The 18397-nt window shown below is 67.3% G+C and carries 17 protein-coding genes and 1 tRNA gene; 10 read left to right on the top strand and 8 right to left on the bottom strand.

The annotated features are described in order from the left end of the window. Positions 1-16: 16 nt before the first annotated feature. On the bottom strand, positions 17-790 hold the full coding sequence (locus ACH0BU_RS05155; protein WP_046411458.1) for an IclR family transcriptional regulator domain-containing protein: 774 nt from the start codon (positions 788-790) through the stop codon (positions 17-19). A gap of 193 nt (positions 791-983) precedes the next feature. On the opposite strand from ACH0BU_RS05155, the gene ACH0BU_RS05150 reads away from it, so the two are divergent. Beyond that, positions 984-2381, top strand: coding sequence for an aminotransferase (locus ACH0BU_RS05150; RefSeq protein ID WP_500263844.1), 1398 nt, complete (start codon positions 984-986; stop codon positions 2379-2381). A 109-nt stretch (positions 2382-2490) separates the two neighbouring features. Here ACH0BU_RS05150 and gcvPB read toward each other — a convergent pair whose 3' ends face one another. Together gcvPB and gcvPA are read right to left on the bottom strand one after the other, a co-directional pair. Then, complete coding sequence (gene gcvPB / locus ACH0BU_RS05145) at positions 2491-4005, bottom strand: aminomethyl-transferring glycine dehydrogenase subunit GcvPB (RefSeq protein WP_125944830.1); 1515 nt, start codon at positions 4003-4005, stop codon at positions 2491-2493. Beyond that, entirely contained in the window at positions 4002-5396 is a 1395-nt protein-coding gene (gene gcvPA / locus ACH0BU_RS05140) for an aminomethyl-transferring glycine dehydrogenase subunit GcvPA (protein WP_222119846.1), read from the bottom strand. The genes gcvPB and gcvPA overlap by 4 nt, the downstream gene beginning before the upstream one ends. 62 nt (positions 5397-5458) lie before the next feature. Here gcvPA and ACH0BU_RS05135 point away from each other — a divergent pair, with 62 nt between their 5' ends. Next, the gene (locus ACH0BU_RS05135; RefSeq protein WP_046411466.1) at positions 5459-6541 is read left to right on the top strand and encodes an ATP-NAD kinase family protein; all 1083 of its coding nucleotides are present in this window, start codon (positions 5459-5461) and stop codon (positions 6539-6541) included. A 16-nt stretch (positions 6542-6557) separates the two neighbouring features. Here ACH0BU_RS05135 and ACH0BU_RS05130 read toward each other — a convergent pair whose 3' ends face one another. From ACH0BU_RS05130 to ACH0BU_RS05120, 3 genes are read right to left on the bottom strand one after another with little or no spacing between them, the layout of a single operon-like run. Continuing rightward, positions 6558-7589 (bottom strand): MBL fold metallo-hydrolase, encoded by a 1032-nt coding sequence (locus tag ACH0BU_RS05130; RefSeq protein ID WP_296220806.1) that lies wholly within the window; start codon positions 7587-7589, stop codon positions 6558-6560. A 24-nt stretch (positions 7590-7613) separates the two neighbouring features. Further along, a complete protein-coding gene (locus ACH0BU_RS05125; RefSeq protein WP_296220808.1) occupies positions 7614-8150 on the bottom strand; it encodes a TspO/MBR family protein in 537 nt (178 codons plus the stop codon). Next, a complete protein-coding gene (locus ACH0BU_RS05120; RefSeq protein ID WP_231622021.1) occupies positions 8147-8404 on the bottom strand; it encodes a glutaredoxin domain-containing protein in 258 nt (85 codons plus the stop codon). The genes ACH0BU_RS05125 and ACH0BU_RS05120 overlap by 4 nt, the downstream gene beginning before the upstream one ends. Before the next feature lie 198 nt (positions 8405-8602). Between ACH0BU_RS05120 and ACH0BU_RS05115 the strand changes: the two genes are divergently transcribed. The 4 genes from ACH0BU_RS05115 (at position 8603) to ACH0BU_RS05100 (ending at position 12461) form a co-directional block, all read left to right on the top strand. Next, positions 8603-9865, top strand: a complete 1263-nt coding sequence (locus ACH0BU_RS05115) for a DUF763 domain-containing protein (protein ID WP_500263843.1) — start codon at positions 8603-8605, stop codon at positions 9863-9865. A 5-nt stretch (positions 9866-9870) separates the two neighbouring features. After that, positions 9871-10461: an alpha-ketoglutarate-dependent dioxygenase AlkB gene (locus tag ACH0BU_RS05110; protein WP_500263842.1), complete on the top strand. Its 591-nt coding sequence runs from the start codon at positions 9871-9873 to the stop codon at positions 10459-10461. 104 nt (positions 10462-10565) lie between these two features. After that, positions 10566-11903: a ferredoxin reductase family protein gene (locus ACH0BU_RS05105; protein WP_500263841.1), complete on the top strand. Its 1338-nt coding sequence runs from the start codon at positions 10566-10568 to the stop codon at positions 11901-11903. Between the two features lie 165 nt (positions 11904-12068). Then, positions 12069-12461, top strand: coding sequence for an HdeA/HdeB family chaperone (locus ACH0BU_RS05100; protein ID WP_046411989.1), 393 nt, complete (start codon positions 12069-12071; stop codon positions 12459-12461). Positions 12462-12718: 257 nt separating this feature from the next. Here ACH0BU_RS05100 and ACH0BU_RS05095 read toward each other — a convergent pair. Beyond that, positions 12719-12794 (bottom strand) — tRNA-Ala (locus tag ACH0BU_RS05095). A gap of 95 nt (positions 12795-12889) precedes the next feature. Then, the gene (locus tag ACH0BU_RS05090) at positions 12890-13210 is read right to left on the bottom strand and encodes a TIGR02300 family protein (RefSeq protein ID WP_046411472.1); all 321 of its coding nucleotides are present in this window, start codon (positions 13208-13210) and stop codon (positions 12890-12892) included. A 101-nt stretch (positions 13211-13311) separates the two neighbouring features. Between ACH0BU_RS05090 and aroA the strand changes: the two genes are divergently transcribed. The 4 genes from aroA to rpsA all read left to right on the top strand — a co-directional run bounded on the left by aroA (position 13312) and on the right by rpsA (position 18367). Then, the gene (gene aroA / locus ACH0BU_RS05085; protein WP_296221104.1) at positions 13312-14652 is read left to right on the top strand and encodes a 3-phosphoshikimate 1-carboxyvinyltransferase; all 1341 of its coding nucleotides are present in this window, start codon (positions 13312-13314) and stop codon (positions 14650-14652) included. Between the two features lie 47 nt (positions 14653-14699). Next, on the top strand, positions 14700-15686 hold the full coding sequence (locus ACH0BU_RS05080) for an alpha/beta fold hydrolase (RefSeq protein WP_500263840.1): 987 nt from the start codon (positions 14700-14702) through the stop codon (positions 15684-15686). Between the two features lie 8 nt (positions 15687-15694). Further along, positions 15695-16324, top strand: coding sequence for a (d)CMP kinase (gene cmk / locus ACH0BU_RS05075; RefSeq protein ID WP_145120388.1), 630 nt, complete (start codon positions 15695-15697; stop codon positions 16322-16324). A 330-nt stretch (positions 16325-16654) separates the two neighbouring features. Beyond that, on the top strand, positions 16655-18367 hold the full coding sequence (gene rpsA / locus ACH0BU_RS05070) for a 30S ribosomal protein S1 (protein ID WP_046411993.1): 1713 nt from the start codon (positions 16655-16657) through the stop codon (positions 18365-18367). The last annotated feature ends 30 nt before the right edge of the window (positions 18368-18397 follow it).

The following is an 18397-nucleotide window of genomic DNA, read 5'->3' as shown; positions in this document are numbered from 1 at the left end:
GCGGGAAGCGATGCCCTTACATGCCGCGCGTCACCGTCTGCGACGCCGCGATCAGTTCCGGCAGGATGTTCTTGCGCATGTCCTCCGACGTAACGCGCGCCGTCGGGCAGCACACGTTTAACGCGGCGAGTACCCGGCCCTCTCGGTTGCGCACCGGGACGGACAGCGAGCCAAGCCCGATCTCCAGTTCCTGGTCGACGAAGCTATAGCCTTCCAGCCGGACCTTTTCGATCTCGGCACGCAGCTTGACCTTGGACGTCACCGTGTGCGGCGTGATCGGTTCCAGCTTCACGCGATCGATGTAGCGTTCCAGCGCATCGTTCGGTTCGGCCGCCAGCAGAACGCGCCCCGTCGACACCGCATGGGCGGGAGTCGTGCTGCCGATCGTGATGCTCACGTTCACCAGCCGTTCGGATGTCGCCCGCGCGATATAGGTCACGTAGTCACCCGTCAGGACCGCGGCGAAGACCGATTCCTGAAGCTCTCGCGAAAGGTCATTCATGACGGGCTGGATGACGTCGAGAATACCCATCGACGACAGCGCCGAATAGCCAAGCTCAAGCACCTTGGGCTTCAGGCTGAAAAGCTTGTCGTCCTTTTCGGCATATCCTTCGCGCACCAGCGTCAGCAAGAACCGCCGCACCGTGGCGCGCGTCATACCAGTCGCCCGGGAGATTTCACTCAAGGTCATCTTCGGCCGTGTACGCGTGAAGGACGATATCACTTCGAGCCCGCGGGCCAGCGAATTGACATAATCGCGATCACTGACGTCCTGTTCGGCTGAAACCATATTCACTCCTTTGCCGTGCCCGACCGTCGATCGAGGCGGCGTTGTTTGAACCCGGCCTACAATGCTTCAGCCATTGCGTCGATTCCGCGCAGCGCAGAATGCGCCATCCCCTTGCGCGATCGCGCCCCGCGGCATTATTACCACATAGCGCACATGTGTTCGCGTGACGAGCGAGGGGTTTTACGTAATGGCAGTGAGCAGTTCCGGTCTCAGCACGGCGGAGATCGACCGCAAGTTCGTGTTCCACCCCTTCACCATGCTGGCCGACCATGAGCGCAGCGGCCCACCCGTGGTGATCACGCACGGCAAGGGCGCCGTCCTGACCGATGAGCGCGGTATCGACTATGTCGATGCGATGGCCGGCCTGTGGTGCGTCAACGTCGGCTATGGTCGCAGCGAGATTGCCGACGCGCTGCGCGATCAGGCCAATCAGCTTTCCTATTGCCACGCCTTTTCCTCGATGAGCAGCGACAAGCCCGCCCTGCTCGCCCAGCGGCTGATCGACATGGCACCCGCCGGCATGTCGAAGGTGTTCTTCGGCAATTCGGGCTCGGACGCCAACGACACCCAGGTGAAATTGGTGTGGTATTACAACAATGCGCTGGGCCGCGCGCAGAAGAAGAAGATCATCGCCCGCCAGCGCGGCTACCATGGCGTGACGATCATGACCGCCGGCCTGACCGGCCTGCCGGGCCTCCACGCCGGGTTCGACCTGCCGCTGCCGATGGTGCGCCACACCACTGCCCCGCGCCGCCTGTGGGAAGGCCATGGCCTGACCGACGCGGAATTCACCGCCAAGCTGGTCGCGGACCTCGAGGAACTGATCGCGCGCGAGGGCGCGGACACGATCGGCGCGATGATCATGGAGCCGGTGATGGGCGCCGGCGGCGTGATCGCTCCCCCGGAGGGCTATTATGCCGCGATGCGCGACGTGCTTCGCCGCCACGATATCCTGCTGATCGCCGACGAAGTGATCTGCGGCTTCGGGCGCCTGGGCGCGATGTTCGGGTCCGAGCTGCTCGACATGCAGCCAGACATGATCACCGTCGCGAAGGGCCTGACCTCCGCTTACTTCCCGCTCTCCGCCTGTATCGTCGGGCAGCGGGTGTGGGACGTGCTGAGCGGCGCGGGCAGCCAGTTCGGCGCCTTCGGCCATGGCTACACCTATTCCAGCCACCCGCTGGGCGCGGCCGCCGCGCTCGCCAACCTCGACCTGATCGACAAGGAGAACATGCTCGCCCGCGTCGCCGACGAGGGTGCGCATATGCAGGCGGCGCTGCGCGCGGCCTTTGCGGATCATCCCCTGGTTGGCGAAGTACGTGGGCAGGCGCTGATCGGCGCGGTCGAGTTCGTGAAGGAAGTGCGCGATACCGGGCCGGTCGCGTTCGATCCGGCGCTGAAGGTCGCGGCGCGCATCGTGAAGGGCGCGCTAGACCGCGGCGTTATCGGCCGCGCGCTGCCGTCCGCCGACACCGTCGCCTTCTCGCCCCCCTTCGTCATCCAGCGCGAAGAGATCGACCGCTCGGTTGCTGCGTTCCGCGATGCCGCGGATCAGGTTCTGGCCGAGCTGCGCGGCAGCGGCGACGCCTGATCTGAAACTCGGTGCCGCCGCACCCCAAAAAGCGGCGGCACAGACAAGCGAAAAGGGGCGCGCACCATATCGGTCCGCGCCCCTTTCCATCTGCGGTCACGACTGCCGTTCAGGCGCGGGCGTTCTTCCGCTGATGCGCGGCCCAGGTGGTCGAGCCGATCGCCGGATCATCCAGGTTGCGCGGGGCCAGCGGCTTCACGACCTGATTGTGCGGTCCGGTCTTCACCATCTCCGGATCGCGATACGCCTCATCGACGACATGGGCGAGAACATCGATCCAGTAATCCACGTCCTCGCGCGACCACATCTCGCCGGCTTCCGGCGTGAACGGCTGCGGCACGATCCATGGCTCATGGCTCAGCCAGAATGCGTCGATGCCGAAATCGCCCATGCGGTTCTGCACATCGAGCGCGCTGACGCCGGTGTCCTCGAACAGTTTCTCCATGCTGAAGCGGGTCATTTCCAGACGCCAGCCGGGCATGTCGGGGTGCGAGCGGGTGACACCGCGCACCTCAAGCAGGCGCTTCTCCATGTAATTGTTCAGCAGCACCGACATGTCGGACGCTTCGGACAGCCCCTCGACGCCCATCGCGCGGACCCAGGCATATGCCTTGAACACCTGATGCAGGTTGCCGAGATATTCGCGCACCTTGGGCGCATCGACCGATCCGTCCTCAAGCGTGAAGCGATCCTCGGCACGCACCACGCGCGGCCCGGGCAGGAACGGCAACAGCTCTGCCGAACAGCCATAGGCGCCGACAGCCGGCCCACCGCCGCCCTTCGACACGCCGAACGTCTTGTGCAGCATGAACATGCACGCATCGAAGCCCAGGTCGCGCGCGCGGATCTTCGTCATCACGCCGTTGAAATTGGCGTGATCGTAGAAAGCGAGGCCACCGGCGGCCTTTACGATCCGCACCCATTCGTCGATCTCGGGGTTATAAACGCCCATGTCGTCGGGGTTGTTGATCATCAGCGCTGCCGTCTTCGACGACACCGCGGCGCGCAGCGCGTCCAGTTCGGGATAGCCGTTCGGCCCCAGCGGAAGCGTGATGACATCGAAACCGGCGGTCGCGGCGGTCGCCGGGTTGCACGGATGCGACTGGATGCTGGTGATGATCTCGGTGCGCTGCCCCGCCTCGCCACGCGACGCGTGCCACGCGCGGGTGATGCATGCCTGCGTATAGGCGGCGTCCGCCCCGCCCGCCGGCTGGAAAGTGAAACCGTCCATGCCCGACAGCGCGCGCAGCGCCTCTTCCATCCCATGAACCGCGGCCAGCAGGCCCTGAATCGTATCGGGATGCTGCGCCGGATGGACGCCGGCGATCTCGCGCCGCATCGCCGTCTGCTCGCCGCGGCGCGGATTGTATTTCATCGTGCAGGTGCCGAACAGGCTGATGCCGATCATGCCCATCGTCTCCTGCGACAGGCGCAGGTAATGGCGCAGCACGTCCGGCTCGGAATTTTCCGGCAGCGCGGGCGGGTTCGCACGGCGCAGCGCGGCGGGCACGCGGGAGGCGCCGCCCTCCACGCGCGGGAAATGCTGTCCACGCCGGCCCGGCGCGCCCATTTCCATGATGATCGGCTCGTCCCAGACGGGTGCGTGATAGCGACGGAGCGTCATGCCAGGATCTCCTGCAGCGCGACGCCCAGCGCATCCACACTGGCGTCGTCATGAATTTCGGTGAAGGCGTAAAGCGCGGCCGACGGCAGCTCGGGGCACAGCTTGCCCACGTCGATCCCGCCCAGGATGTTGCGCGCGCGCAGCGCCGCATCGACGCTCGCGAAGTCGGCACGATCGTAAGAGACCGGGAATTCTTTGAAGAACCCGCCCGTCTCGGGGACGGACACTCCGGCAATTCCGGCCAGCCGCTCGGCGGCCCGGTGCGATCGATCGAGGATCAGTTCACCCACTTCGCGAAAGCCGGCCGGGCCGAGCAGCGCCATGTACACGCTGGCGCCAACCGCCCAGAGGTAGGTCGAATTGCCGGTCCAGTCCTTCCCCTCCTCACGCGAACCGTAGGAGGATTGGTGGAACCGCATCATGCCGAACGCCATCTTGCCATCGACCGTCTCGGTGATGCTGTTCAACAGCGTCGGATATTCGGCGGTATAGCGTTCCTCGTCGCGCGACGCGATGAAGCCGCCCAGACCGCCGCCAGCATGCATGTGGATGCCCAGCGTCTGGATCGTGCCAACTGCGATGTCCGCGCCATAGGCGCCCGGTGCAGCAATGACGCCCAGGCTGATCGGGTCGACACCAACCACCGCCTCGGCACCCACGGCGTGCGCGATATCGACGATATCGGCCACGCGATGCTCCAGCCCGCCGAGGAATGCAGGATTCTCGAAATAGACCGCCGCGATCCCGTCATCCGCCAGCGTACGCAGCGCATCGACATCGGCGCGGCCCAGCAGGTCGCACGGATATGTCTCGACCACGATCCCGCGGTCGGCACCGGCGGAGGCGCAATAGGAATGGAGCACCGCGCGCCGCTCCGGGCACATCCGCGCCGGGACCAGCACGCGGCGTCGGCCGTTCAGCCGCGCCGCCATGCGCAGCGCGTGCCCGGCGGCACAGCCCCAGCTGTACACCGGCAGGCCGACCATCTCGAGCTCGAGCAGCGCGCCGAGCTGGCTGGTGAATTCGAACCAGGCCTGGTTGCGCCCGAAGTCGGACGAGGGCGTGCCCCACACCGGCGTCAGGAATTCGGCGCGGTTGACGATCTCGTCCACCACGGCGGGGACGTGATGCTGCCAACAGCCCCCGCCAAGAAAGCTCGTCATCGACGCCGCCGGCCGGTTCTGCGCCAACAGCCCGTCAAGATGCCGCGCCAGCTCCACCTCGGAGCTGAGCGTCGGCGCCATTTCGATCGGCGTGCGCAGGCGGTGATAATCTGGGATTTGCCCGAACAGGGCCTCGGTCGTGTCGGCGCCAATCGCCCGCAGCAGGTCTGCGCGTTGCTCGGCCGTCGAATTGGGCATGTAAGGATGCGCGCGATCCGGTGCTGGCATGGAGTCTCTCATGGATTTGTGCTAACAGCGCACATTATGATTGCTGTGCGAACAGGACTTGCGTGCGCCTCGGCCTGATTGTCAACCCGGTCGCCGGGATTGGCGGGCCGCTCGCGCTGAAGGGATCCGATGGCGTGAGCGGCTCCGCGCTGGCGACGACGGCTCCGTCGCTGACAACGGCGCGTGCCGCGGCGGCGCTGGCCGCGCTTGCCGGCGAACCGTGCACGATCGTGACCAGCGCAGGCGCGATGGGCGAGGATGCCGCCCGGTCCGCCTCTCTACCGTGCGACCTGGCCCACGCGGCAGCTGCCGAGCGGACCACCTCAGCCGACACGATTGCGGCAGCGCGAGCGATCCTGTCCGCCGGCGTCGACCTGCTGGTCTTTGCAGGGGGGGACGGCACGGCACGTGACCTTCTTGCCGCTGACCTGGGGTGCTTGCCCGTCATCGGCATACCCGCCGGGGTGAAGATGCACAGTGCGGTCTTTGCGACGAGTCCCGCGACGGCTGGCACCATCCTGAAAAGCTGCCTCACCGGCTACGGTCGCCCGCCCGTTGCGGCGGACGTGATGGATCGCGATGACCGGGGTGCTATCACGCTATATGGCGTACTGCATGTGCCGCGGGCGCGCGGGATGCAGGCGGCCAAGGCAACATCGGCCAGTACCTCGGCCGCTGATCTGGAGCGTGCCGCCGCCGCGCTGGCGCGCGAATTGCGCGGCGAACCGCTGGCGATCATCGGTCCTGGCGCCACGATGATGATGGTGAAGCATGCGCTGGCGGGATGCGGCACCTTGCTGGGCGTCGATGCCTTTGCGCATGGCGAGCCGGTGGCGATCGACGCCCGTGCCGCGACGCTGCGCAGGCTGACCGCCGATACGCCGCCGCGCCTCGTGCTGGGCGTGATCGGCGGGCAGGGCTTCGTCCTTGGCCGCGGCAACCAGCAGATCGACGCCGCGGTGATCGCCCGCGCTGCGCCGCAGGGCCTGATCGTCCTGGCGGACGCCGGGAAGCTGGCGGCGCTCAGCGATGCGACATTGCTGGTCGACAGCGGCGACGCTGCGCTGGACCGCGCCATGGAGGGCTATGTCCGCGTGCGGACCGCGCCCGGCCGTTCGATGATGATGAAGCTGCGCGCCGCTTGAGCCAGGCGACTTCTGCTCACGCCCCGCGCGGTGATGAGCGCCTGATGTCATATGCATCGCCGGGCTCTCCAGCGACAAACCGGTCCGGCGCAAAGCCCATCGCACGCGCGGCGGCGGCGAGCAGCCGCGGTGGCTCCTCACGCGGTTCGTCGGTGAGCTGGAACGTGCCCCAGTGGATGCCGATTGCCTGTGCCGCGCCGACCTGCTCGCAGATGCGCACGGCTTCGGCCGGGTCAACATGCTGGGGCGCCATGAACCAGCGCGGGGCATAGGCGCCGATCGGGATCAGCGCGGCGTCCGGGCTGCCGAGCCGCTCGGGCAATTGTTCAAAGATCGCGCCGTCGCCATAGCCAGTGTCGCCGGCGAACCAGATCGTCCCCGCCGGCGTCGTCAGATAATGGCCGCTCCACAAGGACATGCGCACGTCCGTCGGCCAGCGGTTCGCCCAATGATAGGCGGGGGTCAGCGTCGTCGCCACGCCCTCGCCCAGCCGCAGCGTGTCCCACCAATCCCCCGCGAGACAGCGTGCGCCGGGCACGCCGGCGCGGACGATCGCGTCATTGCCCAGCGGCATCGCCATCAGCGGATCATGCGCCGCCTGCAGCCGGCGCAACGTCGCGATATCCAGATGATCGTAATGCGCATGGCTGATCAGCACGACGTGGATCGGCGGCAGATCCTCGAACCGGATGCCGGGCGCCGTCACACGTCGGGGCCCGAGCCGGCTGAACGGACTGGCGCGCGGCGACCACACAGGATCGGTCAGGATGTTCCAACCCGCCGCCTGGATCAGCGTGGAGGCATGGCCGACCATGGTGATGCGGATCCCCGGCACGTGCGCGTCGGGGACCGCGGGCGATACCGGCACCGTTTCGGGCCAGCGTGCTGCGCCCCCCGCCAGTTTCCATCGCAAGATGGCGCGCAGCCCGCCCTCCGGCCCCGATTGCCCGGGGTTGAAGAAGCGGGTGCCGTCGAAATGGTCGGTCGGGGGCCCGTGGTAATAACGGTTGCGCGCCACGCCGTCAGCGACGCTCGACCGATCCAGCAAAGGTGACGCCCGCGCGCATCGCGCTCACGCCGCCGCCGCGCCGCGATCGGGATTGCGCTGCCACACCTGTTCGGCGAGCAGGGTGGCAAAGCCGAGCCAGGCGACGAACGGCACGCCGAGCAGCCCGGCCGGTCGGTCTACCCGGCTCGCCGCGACGACATAGCCTGCGCCGGTGCCCATCATCATCGCCGATGCCGCGGTGCTCGCGCCAAGCGCGCGCTTGCGGAAGAACAATTCGGTCCAGCCGCCGATCATCCCGGTGTTGAGCAGCCACAGGCCAACGCCCAGATTACGGCTCGTGCTCGCGGATGCGCGGAGCAGGCGATAGCCGCCGACCGCGAGGCCCGCTTCGAGTGCCGGCCAGACCGCACCGATGGCGGCGTCGGGCGGGGTGAACGACGGCTTGTCCAGCCGGCGATACCACCCGCGGATGCCGGGGTGGCTCTTGTCAGGGGCGTTGCGTCGACCGACCAGCGCGCTCACGCCCATGACACCAGCAACGATCGTCGCTGCGGCGACGCGCGAAAGCCCAGTCGCGGGCTGCGTGCGGGCGGCGATCATGCGCCGAGATACCGCTGCAGATCGTCGCTGCCGCCGATCCGTTCACCATCGATGAAGACCTGCGGCGTGGTCTCCACACCCTGGTCCGCCTTGAACGCATCCACCTCTTCGCGCGTCGAGAGAATGCGATCGTCAACGGCATATCCCGCCGTTTCCAGCATCTCCTTCGCACGCACCCCGAACGGGCAAACATGGTCGGGCAGCACCATCCGGTACAAAATCGCAGACTTTTGATCCGCCACCAGCGTCTCCATCACATCAATGATCCTTGTCGCGGAACACAGCGCAGGATGGCGTCGTCAGTTCCCATGGCCGCCCCGCCCCGGTCAGCCACCGACCATGAGCGGCGATTCTATGTTCCACCTTCGTTCCGGATCAGCTATAGCCGCTGCCATGCCAAGCCGGCCGATCACCCGCCGTTCCCACCGCGCGCTCATGGCGGATCACCGCTGATGGCGCGGCGCGCGGGCAGTGCCGATCTGCCGCTGCATGGCGGCCGCGTGCCTGCGTGGCTGGGGCAGCGGATGGCGCGACTGGGCGCGGTAATCGCAGAGGCGATCGTAATCGAATACGGGCGCGACGAATTCCTCCGCCGGCTGGCCCACCCCTTCTGGTTCCAATCCTTTGGCGCGGTGATGGGGATGGACTGGCATTCCTCCGGCATCACCACCAGCGTGCTCGGCGCGCTGAAGCGGGGGCTGGCGCCGCGCGCGGGCGATCTTGGCCTCCACGTCTGCGGCGGGCGCGGCCGCCATAGCCGCGCCACGCCGGCGGAACTCGCCGCGGTGGGTGCGCGCGTCGGTATCGACGGCGACGCGCTTGCCCGCGCCAGCCGGCTGGTCGCCAAGGTGGACAGCGCGGCGGTGCAGGACGGGTTCGATCTCTATCTTCACGGCTTCATCGTCGGCGACGACGGGCGCTGGGTGGTCATCCAGCAGGGGATGAATGGCGATCGCCGTCAGGCCCGGCGTTACCACTGGCTGTCGGAAGGGATGGAAAGCTTCCTCGATGCGCCCCATGCCGCAATCGAGGGGAACAGCCGCGGGCGAATCGTGAACCTGGCAGACACCCGCGCCGCCGCCTCCCGCGACCGGCAACTGTCGCTGCTGCGTGATGAGGGCCCGGACGGCGTTGTCGGGCTGCTCCGCGACATCGATCCGGAAGCGGGCGGCCACCGACCCGCGCCGCCCGATCCGCAGGCGATGCTGCCGCATCTCGCGATGCCGGCCCATCACGATGTCAGGTCGGAGAACGTCGTCACCCGCCGCCTCCATGGTGCGCTTGCCGCTGCGGCTGAGCGCGGGCCGGCGGACTTCCCGGAGCTGCTGCTGATCCCCGGCATCGGTGCGCGTACCGTCCGCGCGCTCGCGATGGTGGCGGAGGTCGTGCACGGCGCACCCTGTCGGTTCAGCGATCCGGCACGCTTCAGTCTGGCGCATGGCGGCAAGGACGGCCACCCCTTCCCGGTGCCGACGCACGTTTATGATCAGACGATCGGCGTGATGAAGGCGGCCGTCACGGCCGCACGGCTCGGGCAGGATGAGAAAAGCGCCGCGCTCCGCCGCCTCGATCGACAGGCACGCCGGCTCGAGGCGCGTGCGCGCGGCCCGTCAGTCGAGGCATTCATCGCCGAGGAACGCCGCCAGTCGCACGCCTACGGCGGCCGCAGCGTGTTCGGCCATGAAGTCGCGCCGCGCGACGCCGGGGCACAATGATGGCCATGGACATGCTGTTAGACCTGCCTGCCATGCCTGCGCAGCCTGCCCTTCCCGGCCTGTCCACCACCAGCGATCTGGTCACGGCAGCGGAGGAGCAGCAACTGATCGCCGCGATCGATGCGACGGCGCTCGCGCCATTCCGCTTCCAAGGCTGGACCGGCAAGCGGCTGACCAGCTCCTTTGGCTGGCATTATGATTTCGATCGCGGTCGGCTGGAGCCGGGGGTGCCCTTTCCCGACTGGCTGATTCCGATCCGCGACCGGGCCGCCGCCTTTGCCGGCATTGCAGCCACTGATCTCGTCCAGGCGCTCCTCATCCGCTACGATCCCGGCGCTGGCATCGGCTGGCATCGCGACCGGCCTGCCTTCGGCCATGTGCTCGGCATCTCGCTCGGCGCGCCGGCCGCGATGCGCTTTCGTCGCCGGGCAGGCGCGAAATTCTCCCGCGTCACCGTGCCGCTGGCGCCGCGCGGCGCCTATCACCTCAGCGGCATGGCACGCGACGACTGGGAACATAGCATCGCCGCGATGGAGGAAACCCGCTGGTCAATCACCTTGCGCAGCCTGCGCACTGCGGCCGGAGACGCGCGCTGACGGTCGCCCCTCCGTAAGATTGCTGAGCGCACCCGCGCGCACGGCCTGTCATTCCCTGTGATCCGCACATAGGACAAAAAGCCAACGGGAGCGGAGGACAGGAGATGGCGCATCGCGCGCGGATCGTGCTCGCGTTTGTCGCCGTACCGCTGTTGCTGAGCATCCTGTGGGCCTTCAGCATGATGCGCACCCCAGGCTCCGGCGGCTTCTGGGGGGTTCGCCATACGCTGATCAATTACACCGGGCTGGTGGCGATCGGGCTCATGTCCGTCGGGTTGATCCTGGCCGCGCGCCCCGTCCAGATCGAAGGCTTCCTGGGTGGGCTGGATAAATACTACCGCCTGCACAAATGGTTCGGGATCGCGGCGACGATCGTCGCGATCATCCATTGGTTGATCGAGATCCTGCCGCGCAATTTTGTGCGTTGGGGTTGGCTGGAAGCACCCGTGCGCCGCCCACGAAGCGGCGCCGCAGTACCGGCCGGCTTCGACCCGTTCCGCGACTGGCATGGCGCCGCGGTCAGCGTGGCGGAGCCTGCGCTGTACCTGATGATCGCGCTGGTGCTGATCGCCTTGTGGAAACGCTTTCCCTATCGGCTGTTCTTCACCACCCACCGGCTGCTCTCGGTCGTCTTTCTCGTGCTGGTGTTCCACGCCACGATCCTCATGGGGCGCACCTATTGGGCGGCGCCGATCGGGCCTTTCCTGAGCGTGCTGATGGCCGCCGCATCGGTCGCGGCCATGGCATCGCTGTTCCACCGCATCGGCAAATCGCGCCGTGCGACGGGTACGATCGAGGCGGTCGAGCATTATCGTGACAGCAACGTGACCGAGGTGGTCGTCCGCCTCACGACTGCCTGGCCCGGGCATCTTGCCGGCCAGTTCGCCTTTGTCGACTTTGGCGACCGGGAGGGCGCGCACCCCTTTTCGATCGCCTCTGCCTGGCGCCATGACGGTCGTCTCCGCTTCGGCATCAAGGGGCTGGGCGATTATACCAAGGCGCTGCCCGACCGCCTGTTTCCCGGACAGACCGTCACGATCGAGGGGCCCTATGGCCGGTTCGATTTCGATTCCGGCCGCCGCCAGTTGTGGATCGCCGGCGGGATCGGCATCGCCCCCTTCGTCGCCGGGCTCGAATGGCTGGCGGATGAGGATCGGCCAGCCAGCGTCGACCTGATCTATTCCACCAGGATGCGCGACGATGCACTGCTGCATCGTCTGTCCGAGCTGGTCGATCGCACCGGCGTGCGGCTGCACCTGCTCGTCACCCCGCCCGACCCGCAGCTGACGGGTCCACGCCTTGAGGAAATGGTGCCCGACTGGCGATGTGCCGATGTCTGGTTCTGCGGCCCCGCCGCCTTCGGGGATGCGATGCGCGGCGGCATGATCGCCAACGGCTTTCCGGCGTCCCGCTTCCATCAGGAATTCTTTGAGCTGCGCTAGCCGCCTGCCCAGCCGCGTGGCGGCAGCACCTGTCGTCGTGCCCTGTAATGGCCACGGCCACCCGAGCCATCCGTGCATCCCCTCACTAGACCTCGGCGCTGATCCGCTGAACTCTGGTTTCCGGACAGCGTTCAACCCGTGCTGCCCTACTCGAAGGAGTTTCCAATGACGCGAAGCTTTGTAATCGCGGGGGCAATCCTGGCCGCCTGCGCAGCTACCACCGGTTCGGCCCAGACGACGCCCCAGATCGAACGGCAGGCCCAGGTGCCGCAGAAGGACGGCATGACCTACATCGACGTGTTCAAGGTGAACAAGAAGATGGAGACGATCACCTGCCGCGACTTCAACCTCGTGGACGTCAATTATCGCCCGCAGGCCGTCGTCTTTGCCGCGAATTATGGCCCGAAGGGAAAGATGTCCGATCCGTCGGTCACCGTCGACGGCGTCGCCAGCGTCGTGCCAGTCGTGGTGGACGCTTGTCGTGCAACCCCGGGCAATAATTTCGTCGCCGCCGTCCGCCGTGCCATGGCGCAGCAGCGTGCCGGCATGAAACGTTAACTCCCCGCCTCGGTGCCGGCGCTGACCGCGTCGGCACACTTTTTGGCGCGGTTGCGTGAACCCGATCGATAATGGCCGGCACGGATCGCGCACGACGGTGCCGTCTTGGCGGACTGACGCTCGCACGAACCTGGATCGTGACCGTTCCGATGGGATGGCGACGGTTTAGCCGCCGCGGCACGCTGCAGCCGTGTGGCTCGCAAGTGCGCCTCACCGCGCGATCACGCGCTGGTGGATGGATCGTAATGTGGTGGAAATGGTGGAGCCGAGGGGGATCGAACCCCTGACCTTCGCAATGCCATTGCGACGCTCTCCCAGCTGAGCTACGGCCCCATTCCGTTGGGAAGGCGCCCACTAACGGGGCGCTTCAGACTTGGCAAGCGGCCTTTTGAAGAAAGCCGCCTGCCAGCCTATTTTTCTTCAGACGATCAGTTGTTGTCGTCGTCGTCGGTCGGCGCTTCCACGCCCAGATCGTCGTCACCGCCCAGATCGACTTCGTCGTCAGCGTTGGGCTCTTCGTCCTCGTTCTCGACCAGGTCCGTATCGTCATCGCCAGCGAGATCGCTGTCGGCTGCCTTCTCGGACTTCGCCGCCTCGAACGGCATCGGCTGCTTGGACTTGAGGATCGGCTCCGGCTCCCATGCGTAGCCGCATTCGATGCACGTGACCGGCTCGTCCTTCTGCAGGTCGTAAAAACGCGTCGCGCATTTCGGACACGTCCGCTTCGTGCCCCATTCCGGCTTGATCATGCCGTCTCTTGCCTTTCGGAAAATTGGTTCAGCAGGTATTGACCTGTGAAGTGGCGCGCGCCTTGCCATAGCGCAACCCCGCTGGCAAGGCGCGGCGCGCAATGGCGCACCCTGATCCCCGTCCCGTCTCCGTTCATTCGGCCCCTCGCCTCGCCGGCCGCATTCGCGTCCCAGGCGACAAGTCGATCAGCCACCGTGCGCTGATGCTCTCCGCGCTGGCGGTTGGCGAAAGCCAGGTTGAGGGACTGCTGGAAGGGGAGGACGTGCTCGCCACTGCCGCCGCGATGCGCGCGATGGGCGCCACCATCGTACGCGGCGATGACGCAATCTGGCGGATCAACGGCGTCGGCGTCGGTGGGCTGCTCCAGCCACAGGCCGCGCTCGAGATGGGCAATTCGGGCACCTCGACGCGCCTCCTGATGGGGCTGGTCGCCAGCCATCCGATCACCGCCACCTTCACCGGCGACGCGTCGCTGTCAACGCGGCCCATGAACCGCGTCATCGATCCGCTCTCGACGATGGGCGCGGAGTTCACCGCCTCGCCGGGCGGCCGGCTGCCGCTGATGGTGCGCGGCCTGTGCCCTGCGGTGCCGATCACCTATCGCCTGCCGGTCGCCTCGGCGCAGGTGAAGTCCGCCTTGCTGCTGGCCGGCCTCAACACGCCCGGCATCACGCGCGTCATCGAACCGGTGCCGACGCGCGATCATAGCGAGCGGATGCTGGCCGGATTTGGCGCGGAGATCAGCGTCGAGGAGAGCGATGAAGGGCGCATCATCTCGCTCACGGGCGAGGCGGAGCTTCGCCCACAGTCGATCGTCGTGCCGGGCGACCCCTCCTCCGCCGCCTTCTGGATGGTCGCCGCGTCGATCGTCCCGGGCAGCGACGTGGTGATCGAGAACGTCGGCTTGAACCCGACCCGCGCCGGCCTTGTCACCGTGCTTCGCCTGATGGGCGCGGACATCGTCGAACAGGATCCGCGCGTCGTCGGCGGCGAGCCGGTCGCCGACCTGCGGGTGCGCCACGCCGCGCTGTCGGGGATCGAGGTGCCGCATGATGTCGCGCCGTCGATGATCGACGAATATCCCGTGCTGTTCGTCGCCGCGGCCTTTGCCAGCGGCCGGACGATCGCGCGTGGCGCGGACGAGCTGCGCGTCAAGGAATCGGATCGCATCGCGGTGATGAAGGCCGCACTGGAGGCCAATGGCGTCCCCTGCGAGGAGCATAAGGACGGGCTGACGATCGAGGGGACGGGCGGCGACCCGATCCCCGGCGGCGGCACGGTTGCCTCGCGGCTCGACCATCGCATCGCGATGAGCATGGCGGTGGCCGGCCTCCACGCCGCGCAGCCGGTCGCGATCGACGACGCGAGCCCCGTCGCCACCAGCTTCCCCAGCTTCTTCGATCTGCTGACCCAGCTTGGCGGCCGCGTCACATGGGCCTGAGCACGGGCCTGCACAGGGGGCCAAACAGGAGGCCGACCGGCGCCTCATTGATCGACCGCCGCGCGCTGATCGCTGGCGGTGCCAGCCTGGCGGGCGTCGCGCTGGCCGGTGCCGGCCCCGCGCGGGCGCGAGATCTCGCGCGGCCGACGCGCGAGCTGATGGTCCCGGTCGAGGGCGGGCGCGTCTATGTCCGCGTCGATGGCGACCTCGCCGGCGCGCGCGCGCCGATCATCATGGCCCATGGCGGCCCCGGGGGAACGCACGCGAGCTTCCTCGAAGCGCTCGCGCTCGCTGGCGAGCGGGCGGTGATCCTCTACGACCAGCTCGATTCCGGCCGCTCCGATCACCCCAACAACCCTGCCAACTGGCGCGTCTCGCGCTTCGTAGATGAGCTGAAGGCGATCCGCGCCGCGCTGGGTGTCGCTCGCTGGCACATGCTCGGCGCAAGCTGGGGCGGAACGATCGCGCTCGAATATGGCGCCCGCCGGCCGGCGGCGCTCGCCGGGCTGGTGCTCGCCAGCCCGCTGATCTCGACCCGCAGCTGGCTGGCCGATGCGCGCGCGCTGATCGGCGAACTGCCCGCCCCCATCCAGGAGGAGCTGCGTCGCTGCGGCGCGCTCACCCTGCCCGCCCCGCCGCCCAGCTGCGACGAGCCGACCCGTGCATTCTATGCGGCGTTCAACCGGCGCGAGCCGCCGGCACCTGATATCAAGGCCTACACGGGGCAGGGTCGCGGCTTCAACGCAGGCCTTTACCGCGCGATGTGGGGTGCGAGCGAGTTCGTCTCGACCGGCACGCTCAAGGATTATGACGGCGAACCGTTGCTCGCCAAGCTGGAGGGGAAGCGTACCTTGTTCCTTTGCGGTCAGTATGATGAGGCGCGGCCGGTGACGGTCGGCGCCTTTGCCGCGCGCGTCCCGGGGGCCGGCTTCGGCGTGGTGCCGGGTGCCGCGCACGGCCTGTTCAATGACCGCCCGGCGGAAACGATCGGCATGCTGCGGGCGTGGCTGGCGCGGCAGGACGCGCTGGCATGACCCCGGGTATGATCATCGCCGTTGATGGCCCCGCCGCATCGGGCAAGGGCACGATCGCCAAGGCACTGGCGCGTCACTATAATCTCCCGCATCTCGACACCGGCCTGCTGTACCGCGCGGTCGCCGCCACGGTGCGCCGGCTGGAGCTTGATCCGACGCGTGAGGCCGATGCCGTCGCCGCGTGCGACTTCGACGAACTGACCCTCGCCGATCCGGTGCTGCGCGAGGAGGAGATCGGCAAGCTCGCCTCCGTCGTCTCCGCGCATCCGCTGGTTCGCGCCGCACTGCTCCAGCGGCAGAAAAGGTTCGCACATCAGGAGGGCGGCGCCGTTCTCGACGGGCGTGACATCGGCACCGTCATCGCGCCCGACGCCGATGCCAAGCTGTTCATCCGCGCAACGCCTACGATCCGCGCTCGCCGCCGCCACAATGAACTGATTTCCCACGGCGCATCGGTCAGCTTCGACCAGGTGCTCGCCGACATCCGCGCGCGCGACACGCGCGACAGCTCCCGCTCGACCGCCCCCCTGGTGCCCGCCAATGACGCGGCACTGCTCGACACCAGCTTCCTGTCGATCGAAGCGTCGATCGAAAAGGCGATCGCCCTGGTCGAGGCGCGGCGCCGCAAGGAGAGCTGACGACTCGGGGCCAGGGGTTGGTCGGCGGCGCGGTGAGCGCCTCGCAAAATTGCCCCGCCTTTCCGCCCCACCTTGCTCCCACGCCGGTGCTACGCCAACCTTGCTCCCGGCCGTCCTTTGCAGTATGGCGCACCGTCCGGCGAACCTGGGTTCGTGGAGGCATGGCGCGGAGGAGCACTCCAGCGCCCTTTTCGCATTTCGTGCGTCTTGGCCCTTCCCACCCCGGTTGCACGGATGCTGCGACGGCATGCGGCTGCCGCGGCAACGATGGCCAAGACCAGCGGAACCAACCGCTTGGCCGGAAACGAACTGACTAGGACGAACGATTTTATGGCCTCAACGGCAGCTCCCACGCGGGACGATTTCGCGGCGATGCTCGATGACATGTTCGGCGGCGCCGACAGCTTCGAGGGCCGCGTGGTGCTCGGCACCGTCACTGGCATCGAGAATGACCTCGCCGTCATCGACGTCGGCCTGAAGAGCGAAGGCCGCGTGCCGCTGCGCGAATTCGCGCCGGCGCCGGGCCAGAAGGCCGAGCTGAAGGTCGGCGACGAAGTCGAAGTGTACGTCGACCGCGTCGAGAACATGCATGGCGAAGCGATGCTGTCGCGCGACCGCGCACGCCGCGAAGCTGCATGGGACAAGCTGGAGACCGAATTCGCCAAGACCGCGCGCGTCGAGGGCGTGATCTTCGGCCGCGTGAAGGGTGGCTTCACCGTCGACCTGAACGGCGCCGTGGCCTTCCTTCCGGGTTCGCAGGTCGATATCCGTCCGGTGCGTGACGTCACGCCGCTGATGGACATCCCGCAGCCGTTCCAGATCCTGAAGATGGACCGCAAGCGCGGCAACATCGTCGTGTCGCGTCGCGCCGTTCTGGAAGAGACCCGCGCCGAGCAGCGTTCGGGCCTGATCCAGAGCCTGGCCGAGGGTCAGATCATCGAAGGCGTGGTGAAGAACATCACCGATTACGGCGCCTTCGTGGACCTGGGCGGCATCGACGGTCTGCTGCACGTCACCGACCTCTCCTACAAGCGCGTCCAGCACCCGTCGGAGATGATCAACATCGGCGACACGGTGAAGGTGCAGATCATCCGCATCAACAAGGACACGCAGCGCATCTCGCTGGGCATGAAGCAGCTCGAGAGCGATCCGTGGGATGGTGCGTCGGTCAAGTATCCGGTCGGCGCGAAGCTGTCGGGCCGCGTCACGAACATCACCGAATATGGTGCGTTCGTCGAACTGGAGCCGGGCATCGAAGGCCTGGTGCACGTCAGCGAAATGTCGTGGACCAAGAAGAACGTCCACCCGGGCAAGATCGTGTCGACCTCGCAGGAAGTCGACGTGGTGGTGCTCGAGGTCGATGCCGACAAGCGCCGCATCTCGCTGGGCCTGAAGCAGGCACAGCAGAACCCGTGGGAGCGTTTCGCCGCCGAGCATCCGGTCGGTTCGACCGTCGAGGGCGAAGTCAAGAACTCGACCGAGTTCGGCCTGTTCATCGGTCTCGACAACGACGTCGATGGCATGGTCCACATGTCCGACATCGCCTGGGGCGTGTCGGGTGAGGACGCGCTCAACCTGCACCGCAAGGGTGAGACCGTTCAGGCGATCGTGCTCGACGTCGATCCGGAGAAGGAGCGCATCAGCCTCGGCATGAAGCAGCTGGAGCGTGGCGCACCGGTCGTGGGCGGTGCCACCGCTGGCGATCGCCTGTCGAAGAACCAGGTCGTCACCGTCACCGTTCTGGAAGTCCGCGACGCGGGCCTCGAGGTTCAGGCGGGCGACGATGGCGCGACCGGCTTCATCAAGCGCACCGATCTCGGCCGCGACCGCGACGAGCAGCGTCCGGAGCGTTTCCAGGTCGGCCAGAAGTTCGACGCGATGGTCACCGGCTTCGATCGTTCGAAGAAGCCGACCTTCTCGGTCAAGGCGATGCAGATCTCCGAGGAGAAGCAGGCTGTGGCGCAGTACGGCTCGTCCGACTCGGGTGCCTCGCTCGGCGACATCCTGGGCGAAGCGCTCAAGGCTCGTCAGAACAAGCAGTAATCCTGCATCCCAGGATTACCGAAAGGGGGG

The organism is Sphingomonas olei, assembly GCF_045369765.1.
Classification (GTDB): domain Bacteria; phylum Pseudomonadota; class Alphaproteobacteria; order Sphingomonadales; family Sphingomonadaceae; genus Sphingomonas; species Sphingomonas panaciterrae.
Note: the sequence above shows the minus strand (reverse complement) of the source record. Positions and strands in the feature narration are given on the sequence as shown.

Bases quoted from the DNA above. Each gene is read 5' to 3' on its own strand.
- ACH0BU_RS05155 (WP_046411458.1), bottom strand. From the start codon at position 790: ATGGTTTCAGCCGAACAGGACGTCAGTGATCGCGATTATGTCAATTCG.
- gcvPB (WP_125944830.1), bottom strand. From the start codon at position 4,005: ATGACGCTCCGTCGCTATCACGCACCCGTCTGGGACGAGCCGATCATC.
- gcvPA (WP_222119846.1), bottom strand. From the start codon at position 5,396: ATGCCAGCACCGGATCGCGCGCATCCTTACATGCCCAATTCGACGGCC.
- ACH0BU_RS05125 (WP_296220808.1), bottom strand. From the start codon at position 8,150: ATGATCGCCGCCCGCACGCAGCCCGCGACTGGGCTTTCGCGCGTCGCC.
- ACH0BU_RS05120 (WP_231622021.1), bottom strand. From the start codon at position 8,404: ATGGAGACGCTGGTGGCGGATCAAAAGTCTGCGATTTTGTACCGGATG.
- ACH0BU_RS05115 (WP_500263843.1), top strand. From the start codon at position 8,603: ATGGCGCGGCGCGCGGGCAGTGCCGATCTGCCGCTGCATGGCGGCCGC.
- ACH0BU_RS05110 (WP_500263842.1), top strand. From the start codon at position 9,871: ATGGACATGCTGTTAGACCTGCCTGCCATGCCTGCGCAGCCTGCCCTT.
- ACH0BU_RS05105 (WP_500263841.1), top strand. From the start codon at position 10,566: ATGGCGCATCGCGCGCGGATCGTGCTCGCGTTTGTCGCCGTACCGCTG.
- ACH0BU_RS05100 (WP_046411989.1), top strand. From the start codon at position 12,069: ATGACGCGAAGCTTTGTAATCGCGGGGGCAATCCTGGCCGCCTGCGCA.
- ACH0BU_RS05090 (WP_046411472.1), bottom strand. From the start codon at position 13,210: ATGATCAAGCCGGAATGGGGCACGAAGCGGACGTGTCCGAAATGCGCG.
- aroA (WP_296221104.1), top strand. From the start codon at position 13,312: ATGGCGCACCCTGATCCCCGTCCCGTCTCCGTTCATTCGGCCCCTCGC.
- cmk (WP_145120388.1), top strand. From the start codon at position 15,695: ATGATCATCGCCGTTGATGGCCCCGCCGCATCGGGCAAGGGCACGATC.
- rpsA (WP_046411993.1), top strand. From the start codon at position 16,655: ATGGCCTCAACGGCAGCTCCCACGCGGGACGATTTCGCGGCGATGCTC.